18 protein-coding genes and 1 pseudogene are annotated in these 20,566 nt (G+C 37.2%); 2 read left to right on the forward strand and 17 right to left on the reverse strand.

All coding sequences use genetic code 11. From position 1 onward, the window contains the following. The first annotated feature begins 321 nt into the window (after positions 1-321). Positions 322-693 carry a DUF1878 family protein gene (locus C8K15_RS10310; RefSeq protein WP_158268292.1) on the forward strand — a complete coding sequence of 124 codons (372 nt, stop codon included), beginning with the start codon at positions 322-324 and terminating at the stop codon, positions 691-693. Positions 694-823: 130 nt separating this feature from the next. Here the strand turns inward: C8K15_RS10310 and C8K15_RS10315 are convergent, their stop codons facing one another. The 5 genes from C8K15_RS10315 to C8K15_RS10335 form a co-directional block, all read right to left on the reverse strand. Beyond that, complete coding sequence (locus C8K15_RS10315) at positions 824-1,480, reverse strand: hypothetical protein (protein WP_108586331.1); 657 nt, start codon at positions 1,478-1,480, stop codon at positions 824-826. A 251-nt stretch (positions 1,481-1,731) separates the two neighbouring features. Next, a complete protein-coding gene (locus tag C8K15_RS10320; protein WP_108586332.1) occupies positions 1,732-2,289 on the reverse strand; it encodes a YolC/YozM family protein in 558 nt (185 codons plus the stop codon). A gap of 189 nt (positions 2,290-2,478) precedes the next feature. Then, positions 2,479-3,747, reverse strand: coding sequence for an ABC-2 family transporter permease (locus C8K15_RS10325; protein ID WP_233260434.1), 1,269 nt, complete (start codon positions 3,745-3,747; stop codon positions 2,479-2,481). 22 nt (positions 3,748-3,769) lie between these two features. Continuing rightward, the gene (locus C8K15_RS10330; protein ID WP_108586334.1) at positions 3,770-4,867 is read right to left on the reverse strand and encodes an ABC transporter permease subunit; all 1,098 of its coding nucleotides are present in this window, start codon (positions 4,865-4,867) and stop codon (positions 3,770-3,772) included. Beyond that, a complete protein-coding gene (locus C8K15_RS10335; RefSeq protein WP_233260435.1) occupies positions 4,864-5,355 on the reverse strand; it encodes an AAA family ATPase in 492 nt (163 codons plus the stop codon). Before C8K15_RS10335 ends, C8K15_RS10330 begins: the two co-directional genes overlap by 4 nt. A gap of 44 nt (positions 5,356-5,399) precedes the next feature. On the opposite strand from C8K15_RS10335, the pseudogene C8K15_RS10340 reads away from it, so the two are divergent. Next, positions 5,400-6,557 (forward strand): annotated as a pseudogene (locus C8K15_RS10340) (IS110 family RNA-guided transposase); the annotation flags it as partial. Between the two features lie 565 nt (positions 6,558-7,122). On the opposite strand, the gene C8K15_RS10345 reads toward C8K15_RS10340, so the two are convergent. From C8K15_RS10345 to C8K15_RS10410, 12 genes are all read right to left on the reverse strand, one after another. Continuing rightward, positions 7,123-7,527, reverse strand: a complete 405-nt coding sequence (locus C8K15_RS10345) for a hypothetical protein (protein WP_108586336.1) — start codon at positions 7,525-7,527, stop codon at positions 7,123-7,125. 332 nt (positions 7,528-7,859) lie between these two features. Further along, positions 7,860-10,049 carry a cell wall-binding repeat-containing protein gene (locus tag C8K15_RS10350; protein WP_108586337.1) on the reverse strand — a complete coding sequence of 730 codons (2,190 nt, stop codon included), beginning with the start codon at positions 10,047-10,049 and terminating at the stop codon, positions 7,860-7,862. Positions 10,050-10,421: 372 nt separating this feature from the next. Beyond that, positions 10,422-10,856, reverse strand: a complete 435-nt coding sequence (locus tag C8K15_RS10355) for a hypothetical protein (RefSeq protein WP_233260437.1) — start codon at positions 10,854-10,856, stop codon at positions 10,422-10,424. Positions 10,857-11,089: 233 nt separating this feature from the next. Continuing rightward, positions 11,090-11,359 (reverse strand): hypothetical protein, encoded by a 270-nt coding sequence (locus C8K15_RS10360; protein ID WP_108586338.1) that lies wholly within the window; start codon positions 11,357-11,359, stop codon positions 11,090-11,092. An 852-nt stretch (positions 11,360-12,211) separates the two neighbouring features. Further along, positions 12,212-12,769 (reverse strand): hypothetical protein, encoded by a 558-nt coding sequence (locus tag C8K15_RS10365; protein WP_108586339.1) that lies wholly within the window; start codon positions 12,767-12,769, stop codon positions 12,212-12,214. A gap of 132 nt (positions 12,770-12,901) precedes the next feature. Beyond that, a complete protein-coding gene (locus C8K15_RS10370) occupies positions 12,902-13,522 on the reverse strand; it encodes a hypothetical protein (RefSeq protein WP_108586340.1) in 621 nt (206 codons plus the stop codon). 749 nt (positions 13,523-14,271) lie between these two features. After that, positions 14,272-14,778 carry a hypothetical protein gene (locus C8K15_RS10380; protein ID WP_158268294.1) on the reverse strand — a complete coding sequence of 169 codons (507 nt, stop codon included), beginning with the start codon at positions 14,776-14,778 and terminating at the stop codon, positions 14,272-14,274. A gap of 591 nt (positions 14,779-15,369) precedes the next feature. Continuing rightward, positions 15,370-15,666 carry a hypothetical protein gene (locus C8K15_RS10385; RefSeq protein ID WP_108586343.1) on the reverse strand — a complete coding sequence of 99 codons (297 nt, stop codon included), beginning with the start codon at positions 15,664-15,666 and terminating at the stop codon, positions 15,370-15,372. Positions 15,667-15,948: 282 nt separating this feature from the next. Continuing rightward, complete coding sequence (gene mobQ / locus C8K15_RS10390) at positions 15,949-18,009, reverse strand: MobQ family relaxase (protein ID WP_108586344.1); 2,061 nt, start codon at positions 18,007-18,009, stop codon at positions 15,949-15,951. A 627-nt stretch (positions 18,010-18,636) separates the two neighbouring features. Further along, positions 18,637-18,948, reverse strand: coding sequence for a hypothetical protein (locus tag C8K15_RS10395; protein ID WP_146173651.1), 312 nt, complete (start codon positions 18,946-18,948; stop codon positions 18,637-18,639). Between the two features lie 102 nt (positions 18,949-19,050). Then, complete coding sequence (locus C8K15_RS10400) at positions 19,051-19,395, reverse strand: hypothetical protein (RefSeq protein WP_158268295.1); 345 nt, start codon at positions 19,393-19,395, stop codon at positions 19,051-19,053. Positions 19,396-20,282: 887 nt separating this feature from the next. Further along, positions 20,283-20,474: a helix-turn-helix transcriptional regulator gene (locus C8K15_RS10410; protein ID WP_108586348.1), complete on the reverse strand. Its 192-nt coding sequence runs from the start codon at positions 20,472-20,474 to the stop codon at positions 20,283-20,285. Positions 20,475-20,566: the final 92 nt, after the last annotated feature.

Genomic DNA, 20,566 nt, shown 5'->3' on the forward strand with positions numbered 1-20,566 from the left:
ATGTTACTTTATACTTGGAGGATCAATCCGCAAAACATCTATTCAATCGCTGAACCCAGTTGTATAGGACACACCATAGGTTGACATAACACGCGGATGAGGAAGTATTCGACTATATTACTCCATAAGATTCGGCTGCCTTACATGGCAGCAGATAAAAAAAGTATTTATTCTAGTAATCGTTTTAATTTCAACGACAAAAAAATCATGTTGAGTTGCTTTGGTAGTAAAATTGTAAAAGTATGGTATAAATGTTATTGTTAAATAATAAAATAAAAAGGGGTTCTATAGCTTGGGCAATTGCACTTTGGGTACTGTAATATGTTAGACGAATTAAATAAATTGAAATATCATCAAAAATTATTGCTTACAATAGCATTGGATAAAGAGCCTGAACAATATACCTATTTTCACTTCATTATAAATCATGATTTAAGCGAAAAAGATTCAAAGGTAACTTTCGATATACTTCATGCTTTAGGAGATAAAAGGGAAGGTATTTACCAAAAAGGTAAATATCAAGAAGTCATTGCATCATTGTTAGGAGATAATCCTTCAGTGTCCATGGACACTTTTGAAAATGCATTGTTACATGTAAATATTGATGTGAACCCTATTTATCTAATTAAATCCTTGAGAGATCAATATATTCAAGTTGATTTATGTAATTATCTATTAGAAGAAACAAAGTAAAGACAGCAAAACCGTAAAGCCAACTCAGAAACGAGTTGGCTTTTTTTGTGTTAGAAGTTTGGGGGATTGCCACCCGTTACTTAAATAAAAAAGTAAGTTAAGTAACCTATTTTTGTGGTTCTTGGGACGTCTAATCTTCTGCATTTGTATAATTTGTTATGTTAAATTGAAATAATTCAGTATCAAAGTTATTTTTTTCTATAACGTCAATTGCTAGTTTTTGTACTTCTTTTCTGGTCTTTTCATCGACCTTATCGGGTGCTAATACTAAACTTATTTCAACGTTTTTATCTGACGAAACTTCACCTTGTACAGCAATATCAAAGCCTTTTTCGCTCAAGGTTTGCATTATGTCTCCCATTAAATCATTATAACTTAGCCTTTGTGAAAAACGATTTCCTTCTTTCTCTGAATTATAAAAACTAGTTACGTTAAATTGAAATAATTCAGAATCAAAATCATTTTGTTTAATAACGTCAGTTGCTATTTGTTGTATTTCTTTTTTGGTCTTTTCATCAACGTCTTCGGTTCCTAATTTTACTATTACTTCAATATTTTCATTAGGTAAAACAGCATGGTCTAAAACAAATCCATAATTTTCGTCATGTAAACTTCTGCTTATTTGACCCATTAGATTATCTAATTCATGTTTTTCTTCCTTGGATAAATGTGAACCATGATTAATATCTTCTTTTACTTTTCCTGAAGCCGTGATGTATATAAACATCGATGCTATTACTAGTAAAAGTGAACCAAAGCCGATTACAATAAGTTTTCCTTTTTTCACACAGACACCTCCCTTATTAGGCTACGCCTGTAAGAAAAGGAATATAACTGATTAATTTTTTTCTTAAAAAAATCCTGTAAAAGAATCTAAAAATAATTCCTTATTCCACTAAACTCCCCGTTAGTTTAATAAGAAAAAGAGATGCTAAGCAACCCGATGACCTTCAACTACAGCACCTGTTAGTTTAAGAAGGAAGGACCTAAAAAGTACACTTCTATCTTTTCTACATAATCTAAAAGCCCTGAAATAGTTTAAGATTTGATTACTTGTATTTTATACGAAATATCTTTTACTAAGAGTTTGAAATCCTTGGATGCTAATAAATTTTCTAACTCAGTTTTCAAATCTTCGCTGGATAATTCATTGTTCTCAGAAATAGTAATTTTAATTACTGGTTCTGGTTCAATAGAAGGATAATAAATTTGAACTCCTTTATAATTTTTTTCCTTTATATAATCGTATACAATACCATTAATCTCCAACATAGTATGTTCTTTCTCTAACTCTTGTATGTCTTTCTTAAAAACTACAATATTGTATTGTCTCAAATCTGATTTATCTAAACTTTTCCCTAAATATTCCCTTAGTTCCTGTTCACTTTTGGTTTCGTCCATTCCAATCCTTATCGTAGGAAATGTACCGCCATCACCTTGTTCAATGCTAGCGCTGAAAATACCGAATTTATCTGTTTCTGTTGCATTCTGTAGGACAGATGCAATACGGTCAGTTTGCGATTCTCCATTGTTGGTATAAACGTCATCTTTGTTGATATAGACATTAAATATTAGAACAACGACAACAACTATCATTTAAACAGAAATATACTTTTTCATAATATTACACCTTTTCTAATAATATTATCAGTTACCAAAATCGTCCAATAATTTATTGGACTAACCTGCCCCGTTAGTTGAATAAAAAAAAGAGATGTCTTTGCAGCTCCTTGATCGGAATATAAATCACAACCCCCTATCATCATAAACGTGAAATTCAGAAAATCATTTAACTTTCAATTGATGGTACTTACCAAAGCTCAAAAGCCATAACACTAGGCCCGTCAAACCAAGTGCCAGGAGTCCATTTTGGAGGGTGTATCGGTTATCGACTAGTAGCACACGATTCTCCTGCGTGAGAATACGGTGAACATCTAGATACTGGAATGGATTCCATGGGGATGTGCCGACCATTGTCCCGATGAACAATACGCTGCCCGTGACCAGGAGTGTTGCCCCCGCATGCCGAATCCATAATGAAAGGAAGAAATAGACCGTATAGATGAAGAATACCATCAAAAGTGTCATCCATAGAGCCTGTATAAAGTAATCACTGAGCGAGATGAAATGGAACGTGTCATAGTCCCCATTGGGTACAGGTGTCCGGTTGCCAAAGGCACTCGGATCTGGACCATCATAGACCAGCACTGGATATGCCAGACTTCCGATGCCCCGATCCATTAGACTGAGGCCAAGTGGAATCATGAGGATCATACCCGTAAAAAGGATCGTATGGATCAGGCTGACCAGATACTTTGCGATGAACACCCGCCCCTTCGAGACCGGGAGTACCTGGAAAAAGTGCAGCCCTCTTTTTTTCCGCATGCTCTCACTCGAAACGCTGTTCCCAAACAGGAAGGCTCCGAGAAGAATCGTAATCGGGATTAAAAAGTATTGCGTGAATTGATATAAGATGTTCCACCCTACCGTCCCATACCGTTCCGTCATCTGTTCCCATTGAGCAGCAGAATACCCTGTGAATTCATTATATAGAGTGGGCATGAGACTATTAAAAAAGACTTCCTGGGCTAGCGGTATTAGTCCTCTTTCAAGGAGTTGCTGTTTCTCTTCATAAGATGCGCGAAGGGTGAAGTGGTCGACACGCTGTTCCTCAATGCTGACTTGTGCCTCTTGAGGATTTTCAACAACCAGTTGCATCCCTTCTAGATCCGCTGAGTAAATATAATCCCAGTCGCCGCTGTCATAGGCGATTTTCAATTCCTCATATTTCTTTATACTCTTTGCAAAACGGTCCGCCATGAAGGCCTGTTCGTCAGCAGTCGCTGCGTCTCCCTCCTGTTTTGCCTTTACTGCAGTAGCATCTGCCTCGGCTGCCCACTGATGGAATTGGTCGATTCGATTTTGAATCAGATTTTGATTCGTCTCTTCCATATCACGGGCCGCCTCTTTGTTGAACAAATAGAGTGCACTGATAGCAAAGATACAGATGAATATGGCAATCCAGGTGCCCTTACGTTTCCAGATTTTTTTCACTTCAAAACGAAATGTGTGCATCTTACACACCTCTCTTTCGATTGATTGATAGTGTCCCCATCACTAGGAGTGCGATGGAAAATAGAAGGAGAAGATAGATCCTCCATTGCGTTGAATACTGATCAATCAAGGTTTGTTGAACTTGCAGTGCAGATAACGGATTCCATTGGAAAGGTCCTCCATTTATCACAAGCAAAGCTCCTCCTGCCACCACCAGAATGGCAATCAAATAGCTGAGCAGCGTAGACCGGAACGTATAGCCGATGAACCAGCCGAATGTCAGAACCAAAATAAGAGCCATTCCTCCTAGAACCAGTCCATTCTGTATCACATCTGCAATCTGAATCCAGTTCCCTTCCACTTCTGCGAACGGATAAGCTGACTGGTTCTCCAAAGCATCTGTGAACTGTGACGCAAGGGTATAGGCAGAGACTGTGACGATTGTCAGCCACACCACCCCTGCGACCAGAAAACTGCCGAGTTTGATGAGCATATAACGCGCTCGTGAAAAAGGTAGGGTATAAACGAGTCGAATATTCTTTTCCTCGTATTCCCCTGTCACTGATGACAGAAGGATGAGCAAAAGTGCCAAAAATCCAAAACCTGTTAATGCATAGGACAGGACCAGCTGAGTAAAGAGGAGTGGTTGTATTGTCAACTTGAGGTCTTCCTTCGGCAACCCTTCCCGAATCAGCTGGTCATTGAGTCGTGTCACTCGGTCCATCTCTGATTCACTCAAATAAAATGTCCCGTCAAGAGCCTTATATTGTTTGGCCGTTTGGTAGAGCGTATTCTCCGTCGTCAATTCGTCCATTGAATGCTGAGACTGGATAGCATTGACCACCTCATTTATTTGCGAATAAACCATACTGCCAATCCGCACTTGTTCCTCAAGCTCAGGAGAAGGATTGTCTTCTAACACTTTTCTGTTCCCCTCCAGCTCCATCGAAACATCTCGTGCGAACTTACTGAAGTAGGTAATTTTCTCCGCCCGGACACTTTCTTGCTGCCAAAAGTTGCGGACAAATAGAAGGGTGACTGCAATTATCGAGAAAACAAGAAAATAGAGAAACAGCTTTGAGCGGAATAGTTTTTTAAACTCAAATAACAGCAGACTCATACGCCAACCTCATCTTTATGGAAGATTTCTTCGTAAAGAGTTTCAGAACCACTCGTCACTTTATCCATGTCTAGGACCGTTATTCCTTCCTCATGCAACAAAGCCAAGATTGGAGCCAGATGATGCGTTTTCGTCTCTACATGGATTAGACCTTTATCGAACCATGTTTTCTCCCCATATCCTTGTATCAGCGCAAATCCACTTTCACTGTTAACAACCCTTAGACGGTAGACGATTCGCTCGTGTTCAGATGTATCCACAAGAGTCAACTTCCCATCCTTTAGGAAGAGCACCTTATTCGTGACTTTGTCCACCTCGGCCAGATTATGTGAAGACAATACTATCGTCGCCCCTTCACTTGCAAGCTCCCCGAGTATTTTTCTTATTAAGATCGCACTTGACGGATCAAGTCCATTGAGCGGTTCATCAAGCAAGATCACTTTCGGTTGAGGCAAGATGGAAATCGCCAGAAGGAGGTGCTGTTTCATTCCTAATGAATAGTCACCCACCTTCTTTTTGAGATAGCTTTCCATATAACACCCTGAAAAAATGTCAGTTGGAGAAGGAAATTGCGCACACGCGTCCGGAATTTATGGAACTTAAAAAGATTATCGATGACTTAATTGACGGATATGAAGAACAGCCTCATATCGTATTTGAATCTACAGGAGTCTATTCCAGAACACTGGAACGTTTCATGCAAGAGAACAACTACAGTTATTGTCTTTTAAATCCCTTGGAAGCGAAACTTCAATGCGATTCCTTACGGATTCATAAAACGGACCGAAGTGATGCACATCAATTGGCACTCACACACTTTACTCACGAAAGACGGATTGAAACAGAGTCAAATGATGTTTACCGTCAATTAAAACGATTATCGAGACACTACAGCGAATTGGATGATGAATTGAGCGTCACCCGCAGTCGGATGCATAAGGTCGTTCAGGAAACATTTCCTGAACTTGAGAAAATCTTTACGACCAAATCTGAACTGTTCTTAAATGTGGCACAATTATACCCTCATCCAGATCTCGTCTTGAATCATTCAAAAACAATTATTAAAAACCGAATACTTTCAAATACAAATAAACGAATGTCAGTAAACAAAGCTGAGGAAAAAGCTGTTGAATTAATTGAGGCTGCAAAGCAATCTTACCCAGCCGCGTCTTCAACTGACGTGGTTTGTGATCAAGTTCGTGTATATGCGAAACGGTTTCAGGAGCTTCTCCTTCAGAAAGAACAATGTATCGGCAAGATGGAGTCGTTGGCCGAAAGGCTTGAAGAGTATGGCATATTACGTAGTATCCCAGCAATTGGAGCTAACACAGCTGTCAGAATGATAGCAGAAATTGGAGACATTCGGAGATTTGACAACAACAGACAACTGAATGCCTATACCGGGATTGATATCAGGCGGTACCAATCCGGGAAGTTTATAGCAAAAGATAAAATTAATAAACGCGGCAATAAGCACCTACGTAAAATTATGTATCTAAGTGTTCAGAATATGATTAAACAGCGACGATTCGGTGGAAATCACTTTGTTGAGTACTACGATAAATTAAAAACGCAACCCTACAACAAATGTCATAAGGTTGCCTCCATCGCATGTGTAAACAAGTTATTGAAGACGGTCTTCTTTCTTGTCACACATAATCAAAACTACGACTACAGGTTAGCCCCCTAGTACAGTCGTAGCAACAGTTTAACATAAAAAAGCCTTGTGAAAAAACGAAAAATCATTAGGCTTTATTTGGTATGGTCCAATAATTAAAAGTATCAATCCACTTGAAATAATATCTTCAGAGATAAGGAATATAGGTTTCTAAGATACTTGACTAATCGTAAGAAAGAGCTGCTTAAGTAGCCCAATGATCTTCGACTAAAGCACCCGTTAGTTGGTTATGATTTTTACTAATCATCTGATTCCCCGAACAATTTTAGCCCAACAGCCCCCAGTGTAAGAGTAACTGCAATTATGGTTACAACAAATGTAGCTGGAATATTGATTAACTCCTTTACATAAGTTTTCATGAATCATAATAGATTTTAGACAAAAGGAAAAAAGCATCCCCTTTAAGATGCTTTCATTAAATCAGATCGTCCACTGGAAGGCTGGCATTCTCCTCCAGATTTGCAACTATTGCTTCGTTCTTTTAATCGATTCATTGCAGCGTCTCTTGTATCCAATATAAGGATTTCTGAATCATCTACCGCCGAACGAAAACCCGAAGGTTTTTGCCTTCGGATTCTTATTTATTATTCCATTTTTGTTCAAAGCGTGTAGCCTTCTCGCTAATCTCTGCATTTTTGCTAGCTTGTTCTATTCTTTTCTGTTCCTCTACTTCTTTTTGGAGCTGGACTTCTTTATTATCAATTTTCTTTCCTAAGTCTAAAATAGTTTCAGTGATCTGTTTACACCAACTTCCGTCTACATCCCATTTTACAACCGAGGTCCTATTGTGCTTGAACTCAATTTTGTCTTTGTTCCAGTCAACATGTAGTCCATGTGGTGCATCGTAAACAACAAATTCTTCAGCACTATCCTTATCTAGCAGCGTGATTCTTAATGTCCAATCTGCCCACTCACTAAGATAGTAATAAACATTTTGATGCTCTAACTGAACCATCCTTTGATTGTCTGTACCAAAGGACACTTTTACTGGTAAACCTATTTTTTCACCAGATTTAAGAACCCTTAAAATACTTTCAAGTGGAAGATTGACTTGCTTTAGTTGCTCTACTGGCTGTTTTACTGATTTTGCTACAGTTGGCTTCTCTTTTTAGATTTGAATAAAGACAATCCGACACCCCTAATATTTTTTTATATAGATATATGCGAGATTTATGCAGAAAATACCCCGGAGGTTTTCCTCCGGGGTTGCTTTAGCACCAGGTACCCGATCTTTACCCTATAGATTACGCCCATGCTGGGCGCACTAAAAACAGCGGACAATCATGTAGATTGTCCGCTGTTTCCTGTTTCTCTTTACTTATACAATTGCTGGATCAATAGTTTCCGGACAGGTTCCCCAACTGCTCCCGTTCCACCAAAGATGGCATAGGATTCATAGTCAGCGAGTTGCTTCGCAGTCGCTTCCGGGATGGTTTCTCCCTTCACCAACAGGATTGGGGCGTTGTTCTTCGCCGCCAAGACCGATCCAGCCAATGCATCCGGGAAGTTCGTCCCTGTAGCAATGAACGCCCTACCATTGCCCATCTTCAACTTGCTGTTCACTTCAAAGCCGGTATCGTAACGGGTATTGCCTCCGTATCGCACCGGGTTCGGCAGTAATTTAAACACTGCTTCCCCTACCGCTCCTGTACTTCCGATCACATGGGTCTTCGATTTCGATTTGAGCGCCGCTTCGGTTTCAACCGGCAATTTATCGGTCCGTGTCAATAATATCGGAATGCCGTTTTTGGAGGCGTATGCCGAAACAGACAAGACATCTGGGAAGTTGAAGCCGTATGCCACAACCGCCTCATTGGAAGTTAGACGTTGCGCGATTAAAGCCGCAGTATCAAAACGGTTCTTGCCGCCAATCCGCTCGATAGTCAGCCCCATTTGCTCCAATTCTTTCTCTACTTCCAACGACACGGCTCCCTGGCTGCCGAGAATGATCACTTTTTTAGCTCCGAGCCGCTCGATCTCGGCTTTGGTTTCTTTCGTTAAATAAGCTGTCCGCGTCAACAGAATCGGCGCATTCTCCTGGAATGCCAGCGGTCCACCCGCTAGTGCATCCGGGAAATCCCCTGCAGTGGCAAGCACGACCGTATCAGCTACTTTCCAGCCTTCTTTGGAAATGGCTACAGCCGTATCATAACGGCTGGTTCCGGAGATTCGTGGTACGACTTTCGGTTCGCTTTCTTTAAAGATGTAAAGCGTATTGCCGCCATAGCCATATAAACTGGAGCCGTCTGATTGTAAATGTTTTATATATTCTGTTTTGATGGTATCTAATAAAGCCCCGTTAGAATCGTAGACGTTCAGTTCATTCGATTCGCCGGAATAGCCAAGTCCTTTTCCGTTTGCCACAAATAATTTGTTGGAATCCGTCGTTGCGATACTAAACACATGTTCATCCAATACTTTTTCAAACTTTACAGCTCCTGTTTCATCTAGACTTTTAAGGGATGAAAAAACATACTCATCATATACCCCGGAGTAACGTTTAAAGTAATAAAGTCCGTCCTTTGAAGCAACAAAGTCCTGTACTGAATTATAATAAGTACCATAAATATTATATTTTTGCTTTAGTTGCTTGATCGCTGGAGATTCCATGTTAAGACCCATTTTCAAGGTTCCATCAAAATGATAGAAATTATGAATATCTTCTAAATCGTGGCTCGTGAGCAGTCCGAATTCTTTAACGTGAGCCCTTGTTTCTTCATACTTGCCGAAGTCCTTCTTATAAAGAACAGCGCCAGTGTTCGCGTTAATGGCAAGCAATACATCCTTTGCAGGTAGAGGATCCGTTTGAGATCGTTTTTCAACACCTTGGGCATAGACAACATTGTCGATCGGCATGAGAATGTGTTCATTTTTCATACGAGTCTCCAAAGGCGCATCCCACAACTTTTTACGGGTAGAGAGATTGATCGAATGGACGCCTTTGGAATCTTGATACACAAGCGTATTCTTATATAGAGCTGCTCCGTAAAAACCGTCAGCTTTGCCTTGCATGACAAAATTCCCTTTCGTGTCGTAAACGTAAAAACTGCTGGAATTCGGCGGTTCCTTAGACAGAAGAATGTAATTCTCATTCATATACACCCGCGAAATCGCACCAAAATCAAAAAACTTCGGAAAGTTTCCAGTATTTAAAACTTCTCCAGTAGCAGTGGAATGAATAAACAGTGCATCATGATTCAGGTCTACCGTTGCAAATTTGTTTTCTGCTATTGCATAAGGCCCGCTTGCGGATGTTTCCCAATTCAACGTACCTGTCTTGCTGTACGAAGAGATAATGAAAGGATTATGAGCTGAATCACGATACGTAGTAATGAGCTGATCATCATACACATTAAGAGTGGAAAACTCTACATCCCTTGTAATTTTTTTAATGTCCTTAAATGTATTATCTGCTGCCTCAGAGTTGTGAAGAACAGGCAACAGCAGAAAAGTAACAGGCATCAGTAAAACAGTACTCATAAGTACTCGTAATAATATTTTCATTTTGAATCTCCTTTTCAAATTTCAATTAAGCATTCCGTTATCAGTTTCCTATTAGAATTTTTTATGTGACTCCGATACCTTTCAACTTAAAATCTTTCCATATTTTTGAAAGTTCTTACATAAGAATAATTGATTTAACCCAGTAAATAAATATTTATTTTTATTATTTTATCAGGTAAGCTTTTGTGGGAGTTTTTTGCCGTCTATCTATTTAACATATGTATTGTCAGAATCGTTGAGAATTGTTTCTTTCCCTGTTGGTCGACCCCCTTTAGCCCAAATTCGCATATGAATTGGGCTCAGCTTGTTTTTAGAAAGATGATTTCTCTTTGGGTTGCTTATTCAACTAAAGCACCCGTTAGTTCAATAAAGTTACTTACTTTTATTATGCAGTTCAAATGACTCTGCAAAGTCATCCCATTTTACATTTACTTTTATTACTTCATCTTCACCTACTTTTGCCCCGCCTTTTGAACTTCCCTTAGAACTAATTATTACTACTCTTGGGGGTTCAGTGTATTCCTGAGTTCCACTTTCACCTAGAGAATTTACTTTATAAGAGTATTCAAGTTTTTTTATGTAAGACAACTCTTCTAAAGACCCTTTGTATTTTAATACAAATTCATAGCTATCTTCGTTAGAGTAAGTTCTTTTTCCGTCATCTTCTCCCCATATTTCTGTTCCTTTATAAGAGTATTCAGCTTCCCAATGTTCACTTTCTCCTACAAATTTATAGTCATTGTTAATCGTTTCTGAACAAGCTGTTAAAACCATTATTGTAAATAGTACCGTAAGTATTTTTTTCAACTTAACTCCCCCCCAAAATGTTGAATTGAATAACCTCTGTAATAACTATTTCCGCACGCATCTAAAAATACCCTTGTTCAACTAAACTGACCGTTAGTTGAACAAGCAACTGGATGATCCGTCCGTAAAACCTCAGTAGGTTGACATAATCCCCGGATTGGGAAGTACAGGGGGGCTTTAAGTCAATAAAACAAGCTGCCTTAAAAGGCAGCTTGTTATCGTTTTTGGTTACATTAACCAGATAATAAAATGAACATACCAAAAGTGATAATAACTAAACCGAATAATATCAAAACTACTCTCATTATCCAGAACGGGACATATTTAAATAATAAAGATAGCAAAAATAATACAAGCGTTTCTACTACTCCAGCACCGTAGACAGCATTACCATTTATATATTCTTTCTTTTTATGCTTAATTTTATTAAGTTTAAACCCCTGAATAATAACAATGGTGCCGATTAAAATAATAATTGATACTCCAATGTACATCCAATTCATCTCATCACCTAGTTTTATATAGCATATATTAAATGCTTATTTTTTTGTTTTCACTAAAAGATTATTCTAAGAACTTTTATTGAATAACCTGAGTGGATGACCATCATAAGTACAATTGTAGTTCAAAAATGCTTCTTATTCACTTGGTAAATTAATCAGTGGTTATTCCTTCTTCAATCCGCAAACCATTGATTCAATTGCTGAACCGGTTTGTATAACACATGCAACCTAGGTTGACATAACACCCCAATTGGGAAGTACTTCCCTCAATACTTAATAACATGAAGAATTTTTTTCTTAGGGGGACGTACAAAATAAAATATAGATTATCAATGACTTTAAAGGGTGCTGTCTATCAGTGTCTTTTTTATTTTGTCCCTTATAGTCATTACAGCGTTGGTTTTACGGGCTTTAAATAATTTTGTAATAGTAAACAGGATAATCCATTAGAACGTCTTACGTGGGCATTTCGGGGTGATTTTGAGAGGGTTGCACATGGGCTTTTCTTAGATTACATGGTCGTGTCAACTTAAAGCATTTTCGAGATTGTGCCCTTATTGAGGAGCAGAATTGAATGGAATTAAAGGTACATTCAATTATAAACACCTATGTAACAAAACTTAGGGGTTAATGAAAACCCCGTATTTACAGTGTTTTCTGAGGGTTAACTCGTTCAACAATCTAAGTTCACTAACCTATACGAAACTAAGTATAGGTACACGATTGAAATCTAGGTCATAAGAAAAAACCGCCTCGTAAAAGGCAGCCGGTTGTTCAACTAAAGCACCCGTTAGTTGAACAAGACGAATACAACCTTTTTGCTATTTTTCCTGGATCTAAATTTATCCTTCTTTATCGTAAGTGTTCCTTGTAAGTTGGAGACTTTGGCATATAAGTATTTCCACCTGCTACCATTTCTTTTGTTTCAACATCATAAATTGCATATCTACCTCTAAATTCTTTTTCTGTGTCTTTAAAGGAATAAAAGAAATAAACTTGCCTATCAGGGCTAACAGTCTGATGGTAGTTAATATCTATATCAGGGTAGGGACGAAGAATATTTCCATCAGAAGTTATATAATTTAATCCTTCTACCTCATTAAACAAAAACTTTTTTCTAATATTTACAGATGCATCAGGCATTTCTTTAAAAAGAACAGTATCCAAATGTCTTTGCTGTTGCTTTGGCTTCTGCTTATATCTTTGATAAAGCTCCTGATGTACAGGATACTTTATTTCTCTTAATGCCTGGTAAAATTCATCTACAGTTTCATCAAAAACTTTTTCCTTATTTGCAGGATATAAATATTCAATTTTATCTGAAGGTGTAGTTTGTGAATAAACAGGGTTTACTAATAACATGGACGAAAATATAAACATATACAAACTTATTAAGAATGGATTTTTCATTTAGGTTACTCCTTTTTAAAAGTAACGTACCCTAAATGTTCTTTAACTATCCTGCTGCTTTAGTTTAATAAGAAAAAAGGCTTTACTCCTTCTTGAAGTAAAGCACCCGTTAGCTTAATAAGGAACAATAACTTATAAATCAGGTTTAATGTATTCTCCTGTTGAAGCATTAAAGCCCGCTGCTTTCATTTCTGTCCCATCACTATTCCAACCTACCACTAACATCATGGTAATGTTGGTCTCTGGATCTTTAATAAGCATAAAATTATAGCCTTTAGCCCAGTCTTTGCCAGGATTAATATTGCCTATTTTCAGTGCTTTTTTAAGTAACTCTGGTGAATCATATTTAATATCTTCTAAGGCAATAAAATCCTTTTTGGGATAAGGAGAGTTACCATCCACTGTTAAATCTTTTTTTTCTTCAATTTCCCCTTTATAAATGGTTACCAAAAAATTCTTATGAGTATCTGGTACTCCAAACATAATATTCCAATATTTTCTTTTCCCGTTGCTTCCAATTGACTTCTCAGCCTTATCATCTAAGTCAATATTTATCGCATCGAGTAATTGTGCATTTTCATCCCATTCCAAAGCAGCAGGATATGCTAATTCAATCGCTTGTTTTATTGATAATTCTTGTTGTTCATCGACTTTAAATGTACCTTCAGTTGATTCTAATGAACGAACAGATACTTTCTCAACAGCACCAATTGAAATTAACAAAAGTAAGACAAGAAAAACTATTTTTTTCATTTTCTTAGACCCCTTTTAGGGGTATTCTTTCCAAACCTTGTTCAACTAAACTGCCCCGTTAGTTGAAGAAGAAAAGGGATGATCCATTCGCAAACCATCAATTCAATTCCTTAACTGGATTGTGTCGCGTATACATCCTAGGTTTACTTAACACGCGGCGTTGGATGTATTCGACGCCATTGCTTAACAAGAATCAGCTGCCTTTCACGGCAGCTGATTCTTGTTGTTATTTTAAGGTTCTTGAAATCCATAGACAGCAATAAAAATTAGCACAATGTAAAAAAGTATGCTAGAAATATTTAAAAAAATAAGGTAAAACCTCACATTCCCCTTAACACCCAATATTCCCGAAATAAGTCCAATTAACGCTGGAATAGGTAGAACAAAGAGACCAATTTTCCCTTCTAAACCGAACGCGAAGAACCCAGTATTTGTGAATAGGAGAACGAAAATAGGGATTAAAGATAATATCAAGAAGACAAGTGATAACCAGGACAGATATTTCTTTATCAGAAAAACACCGCCATTCATGTTTCGACTTTCCTTATTTTAACATATTAAAAATGAAATGGTGTAGATGCGTCAGTGATTATTTCCTCTCGGAACGTGGTTTTATTACGTCGTCATTAAGTTGACATAACAAGCGAATGAGGAAGTAGTCGACTTCATTACTCCATCCATAAGAAAAGCTGCACTTTAAAGGCAGCTGGTTATTCAACTAAAGTACCCAAGAAAGAACTTTCTAAGCATCAAAGAATCCGTAGGTTGGGATAATCATTTACATTACCATTAAATTTACTTAAACCTAATGCTTCCTGTGCCTTTTTTTCCAAATCAACTATTGTTTTATCGAAAGGACTTTCAGTCAGTTGAGTAATAACTCCGCCTTTTTTAAAGTCTTTTATATTTTCCCAAGGAAATTCAAATAATAAATTATTATCTTTATTCAAGTAGTCTACAAAAACTGGAGAAAAGAAGTTAAGCCAAAATACTCCTGGTATTCTTTCTGTCAGTGTGCCTGTTGTATGTTGCCTGTCTTCAGCCTCTTCTTCTGTTACATAACCGTATATTGCTTCGAAACTATATACTAAGTCTTCAAATAATGTTAAATTATCTTTCTTTATTTGATTAAATAATTTTTTGTTTAAGACTAAGGTTAAATGATTCAAACTTAATTCATTTGGATCCAACCACCAATCAGTACTGAACCAAAATCCTTTACCCTTTCCTAGCATACCTCCTGCTTTTCCAATCATTTTGTTGGTCTCAAAATCGTATACACCTGGTTCTTGTTTAGTCCACATCTTAATTGCATCTTCTATTTCAAATGGCTGCTTGACGGGTTCAAATAGTCCTATCCTATTTTCTCTATTTTAAGTCCATTATCGAACATTAAATCGAAAAATGAGTTTGCATATTTTTCAATACCAATATGTTTATTTGAATAAATAGTTATTAAAATTCCCACTACTATACCTCCCTTTACTAGAGAATTTTTCCTCATTAGATGATCCGTCCGTAAAAGCTCGATTCACTTACTCGAATGGATTGTATCACGTATGCATCCTAGGTTGACATAACACTACGATTGGGAAGTATTCAACTAGGTTCATCTGCAAGGTTTTGTTCAGAAAACCAGGAGTTAATGAACACCCTATATTTACAGTGTTTTCTCAGGGTTAACTCTTTCGTTAATGTTCAAGAACTCGTTCAACAATCTAAGTTCAGTAACCTATACGACACTAAGTATAGGTACACGATTGAAATCTAGGCCATAAGAATAAGCCGCCTTGTAAAGGCAGCCGGTTCTTCATCTAAAGCACCCGTTAGTTAAAATAGAATTCTTTTTATTTTTGAACATTAGATGTATTCTTTTCACTTTTCGTTTCTAAGTAGGGCATTTTTGTAATAATAATTGGATCACTGAATTTAGCATTTGGAATTAATTGAGGTCCACCAATATCACTTGGCATATATTCAACATTTTCAGCTTCAGGAGGAAGTGGTTCGTTAACAGAGTCAATTATTATGAACTTCCGTTTATATTGTTCTTTACTTATTTCCTGTCCTACTTCCTTGTTACTACATCCGAATGAAGAAACACTAATAATCATAGTTAATGTAACTAATATTAATTTTTTCATTATCCTCAACTCCTTATTATTCATTTTTATTAAAGTGGCGAACTATTTATCACAAGCTTTTCTTCACATCAAGAAATTTAAACCCATACGCTAATTAGACGTATGATTGGCAGAAAATGTTACTTTATTCTTTGAGGATCAATCCGTAAAACATCTATTCAATGGCTGAAGCTTCTTCAACTAACCTGCCCGTTAGTTGAAGAAGGAAGTTGCCATGGATGATAAAAAAAGGAGAAAGTGGCCTTTTCGGAATTTTCGTTTCGCCATTCTTCCTCCACCCTTCTATAAGTCGACTTCTAAATCTAATAGCTGACGGATACGTTGGTTCTTCGTTTTTCTTTTTAGTTTGGATGAGAGATTTGTACTTTGTTTTGAAGCATGAGAAGAACTGGATTGAAAAATTAATTGCTCAAGCAATTCGCTCGATGCTCGTCCACCGACAAAGTGTGAAATATCCCTCTGTGCGGTTGATAATCGATTGAAAAATGAATTGTGTTGAGTTTTCTCATATGCTTGTTGCTTGTCTGCCCTTTCGGTTTCACGCGCAGTAGCGAACCGAACACAAGTCCGCAAAGACGGAATGAATCCTTTCTTCAAATCATCTTTGTAAGATCGCAAAATGTCTGCTTTTACTTGGAATGGCAAGTCATCCAACTTTTTAAGTGTGCTTTCTTTTTCATCTGCAAATGTGTGGCGAAGGAGCACCCCTAATTGTTCGTTTACCAATTCAGCTTTACGACTGCTTTGTGTTAACAGTTGCTGCATCGTATTTACCTTGATAGAGAGCTGATACACCTTTTCAGGTTCTCCCCGCATTTTAATAAGCGCATCTTTTTCTTTACCCAACTTATTGCGAGTTAGCGATTGAATTCGAATGGTATTGCTTAACGTATCACTTTTTACAACGAGTTGTTCGATTTCTGCAATCGCTAAGACTTCAGAGACTTCTTCAGGGTAAGGTACTTGCTCCAGCTTATTCTGTTTTAGTGCTTCAAGCATGTCAGATTTAGTGAGAAGCACACGATCATTCCATTTAAATTCTTCCGCAAGATCCGGGAAAACCTCATTGAATGTACGATGTGTAATGAGTGACCATACATTGTAAACTCGTTCCGTATGCTCAAGTAACATGTCTTGTATTTTGGCTTCTTTTTCTCGAACTCCATCTGTATCTTCGTATGTCTCAAGAAGAGGAACAAATTGTTCATAGAATCGATCCATTGAGAAGACTTGTGACTGAAGAAAATCTTTATTTTGGGAATGATACGCTTTATTTACAGCATCAAGTAATGCATGCGTAACCGTCATTTCCGTTTCCTTTGGTTCAAGTGTTCTTTCTCTCCAACGATACAATCCGTCCAGATGCTGACGGACATTTGTGAAGTTCACTTCTTGTTTCAAACGCCCTTGCAAGAAATGAATACTCTTCATGTACTCGGGTTCAAGTTGACTCATTACGAGACTTGTTTCCAGGTGAAGAAGTTTCTCCACCGATGGTGTAGATTGATGTGCAGCGAGCGACACGATTTTGGATTCAAGACGTGAAATCTCTTGATTTGTTTTTCGAATTTCTTGATTTAATTGATGATAAAAAGTAGTAGCTTCTTTCCCCTGTGCTTCTAATCGTTTAACATATTGATATTCATTTCGCTCCAAACGAACTTCTGCGATTTTCTCCAAGCCTTGGTCTTCAAAAGAAAGCGCAGATACTTTTTGGTTGATGTCGTTTTCTAGAAAAGAATCATTTATGGTTTCAGCATAAGCAAGTCTCCACTTCACCAACGTTTCTCGATGATTCCAATCCGTCGACGATACTGTTTGGAAAATCTTTTTTCCGTCATTTGTCCGTTTTATTTCTCTACGTTCATCTCGTTCATACACTCTTCTTTTCTTCTCACCCCATGTGCCATCTTCCTTAAATGGACGAACGGTCAATAGGATATGTGCGTGCGGATTGTGTTCTTTATCTCGGTGAATGGCGACGTCGGCCACCATTCCTTCATCAACAAAATGAGTTTGAACAAATGTTTCTACGAGACGTTTTTGTTGATCATGGTTGAGTTCGAGTGGCAAAGCAATGAGAACCTCACGAGCTAATTGAGCATTCCAAGCTTTTTCTTTTGTCTCTACTTCATTCCATAATTTTTCACGGTCAAGCGTCCATTCAGGTGCATGGTCGGGTTTTAAGATGAACGTTTCAGGTGCTACTCCACGAGTACGAAAGTTTTTGATTTCTTCATCACGTTCTGAATACAATGACATTCCACTACGGTAGCTGGCACTTGCTACTACAGATTGTGTTTTTTTACTAATCACGTTCGCTCGTAGCATATAATAACTCATCTTAAATCCCTCCCCTCTTTTTACTTCTTCTTTTATATATCCGAAGGCGACAAACTTTTTGACCGAAGGCAAAACCCAGGGCACCACTTTAGTGGTGTATAAATGGGCACTCGTCTTTCACTCCTCGGATATATTGTACCATATTTTTTCATTTACTATTGATTATTTTTATATATATGTTAATATCTTTATATATAAAACAAAAATGGAGTGAAAGAGAAATGGAAAATAACTTTGAAAAGATTTTAACGATTGAACAACAAATTAGGAAATTAAAGGAAAAACAAAAACGATTAGAGGAACATATGCAGCTGAATATTGGGCGTGGAATGTAGATTCAGAAGAAGAAGCATTGAAGTGGATTCAAAGAAGCGAGGAATGTAATTGCTGCATTCACACCTGCTTCTGTTTCCTCATCATTAAAAGGTAATGGACTATGACCCTGCAATACTAAATATTGATTTCAACCAACCTAGTAATAAAACTGCTGTTCTTAAAATCATCATTTTGCTAATTGGTGCGTTTGTCATTTTAATTTCCTCCTCTTATTAAAAAAACCATTTGTCTGCGATTAAGTATAAAAAACCACCTGCGATTGTCGACTTCCCTACAAACTCCCAATCTTTCCTAATTAGTTTTCTTAATTTCTTGGTCTGTCAACGCAATTTCATGACCACGTTTACGATCATTATCTTTGCTTTCATCTCGTGCCTTGATAAGATCCCACTGTTTAGATAAAGTGTCACGGAAAAAATCTTGATGGGACTGGTGACTCTTTAAAATAGTGTTTTCTAAATTCGTGTAATTCCCTTCCACAGTTCGGATACGTTCTTCATGTTTTAAATCATTTTCTTCCAGAATTAATATTCGTTCTTCGTGATTCTTAACCTTTTCAAACGTCTCGAGCAAATCTGCCATCATCTCACTCCTTTTTTGCATAGAAAAAGCACCTCGGATGAGATGCTTTTGCATAGCGTTTATTCATTTGTTTTGGGTAAACGAAAAGAACGCCCAAGTGGACGTTCTCAAATAAATATAAAATTACCTCTGCGAATTATTATAATTACAGTAAATTTTTATAACCATTTCAGGAGTATCTTTCTTAATATAGAAGTTTTCTAACTCTTTCTGATTAAGAGCATTGAATTTGCTCCCTTTTTTAAATTTCTTGTCATCTGCAATTGCCTTAACACGTATCTGCTTAGCTCCTACTTGAATTGCATACTCTCGCAGTTTGCAAAAATAATAACTAGCTAACCCTTTTTTTCTGTCTGAATCATCATGAACGTACAACAACTCTAATTTTATGCCTTCGAAAGATTTTAGGTCAGAGCTTTGAATTATGTTAAGAAATCTTGAGTTTTTTCTATTATTATGAAAATCCATCGAAAATAAAACCATTTCCGATCTCTTGTCATAAAGACAAAACTTCACATCTCCATCTTTGCAATGATAACCCTTTTCACTTGTATCAGTTAGCTCATTATCATCAAATTTAAAGATAATATGATGTCTATTTTCGGCAAGGTGTTCGGGTATCCCCTAGCTAGTAATCAGGTTCTCCATTACTTTGTTTTTATCCATTTAGTTATCCCTCTTCTCACATCCACCATTCGACAAAAGAGGAAGAAATCCTTCTAACATTATTAGTCTTCCTATCCATAATTTTTAACCTTTAAAGTTGAAGTCTGCCGATAATCCGGCAGACCTACATCAAATTGATGTAGGTCCAAAATTGGACTGGTCTCCTCAAAATTGTGGAAATCTTTTCTTAAAGAATCAAGGTCAGGTTAACAACAAACTTTCAGCAATTGAGCACAGTACAAATACCATGATTCTCTCTCTTTTCGTAAATAGTGACCAAATTGCCATTCTCATTTCTCTCGGTACGACTTGTATAATCCTTTAGAAAAGCCGGTTCTACGTAAAGTTCAGTACTCCAACAACTTGGGTCACTTAACAACTCGGATAAATCCGGTGTAATAGGTATGTCATGTCCGTCCAACGACATTGAGATTATTTTAATACGCTGTTTCATTCCGTGCACCTTCTTCCTTATAGAAAAATACTCAATTTGCGTGTTAATTCGTTTAAAGGGCATCTCCTGCTCTCGCACAAACCTGTAAATTGTGGATAGATACCCGAATTGATTCAAGATACTTGAGCAGTTCGGAAACAACCATTTACCCTGCTCTTTAACTCTTTTGTATCCCAAAAGATTAATTCCTCACAACCCGTTTTATATCACTTTTATCATGAGTTCACTACCATATTCAATCATTTTCAAACAACTCATCTAAGGTCATATAATAATGCTTCGCTAATTTTTTCGCTTCAGTTAAAGTGAATTCAGACTTACCATTTTCTTTCGGAAAATAACTTTGCTTGTGAATACCTAGTAAATCAGCCAAATCCTTTTGTTTTTCTCTTTTCTCACGACGAGCAATATATAAATTATGGTACATATTTAATTCCAACTCCTTTTGCTTGTATTTTACTGTTATGTCGGATAGATTTGGCTGGGAATTAATATAATTCTAATTTATGCCACAATAAA

This window comes from Paenisporosarcina sp. OV554 (assembly GCF_003058165.1).
Classification (GTDB): Bacteria; Bacillota; Bacilli; order Bacillales_A; family Planococcaceae; genus Paenisporosarcina.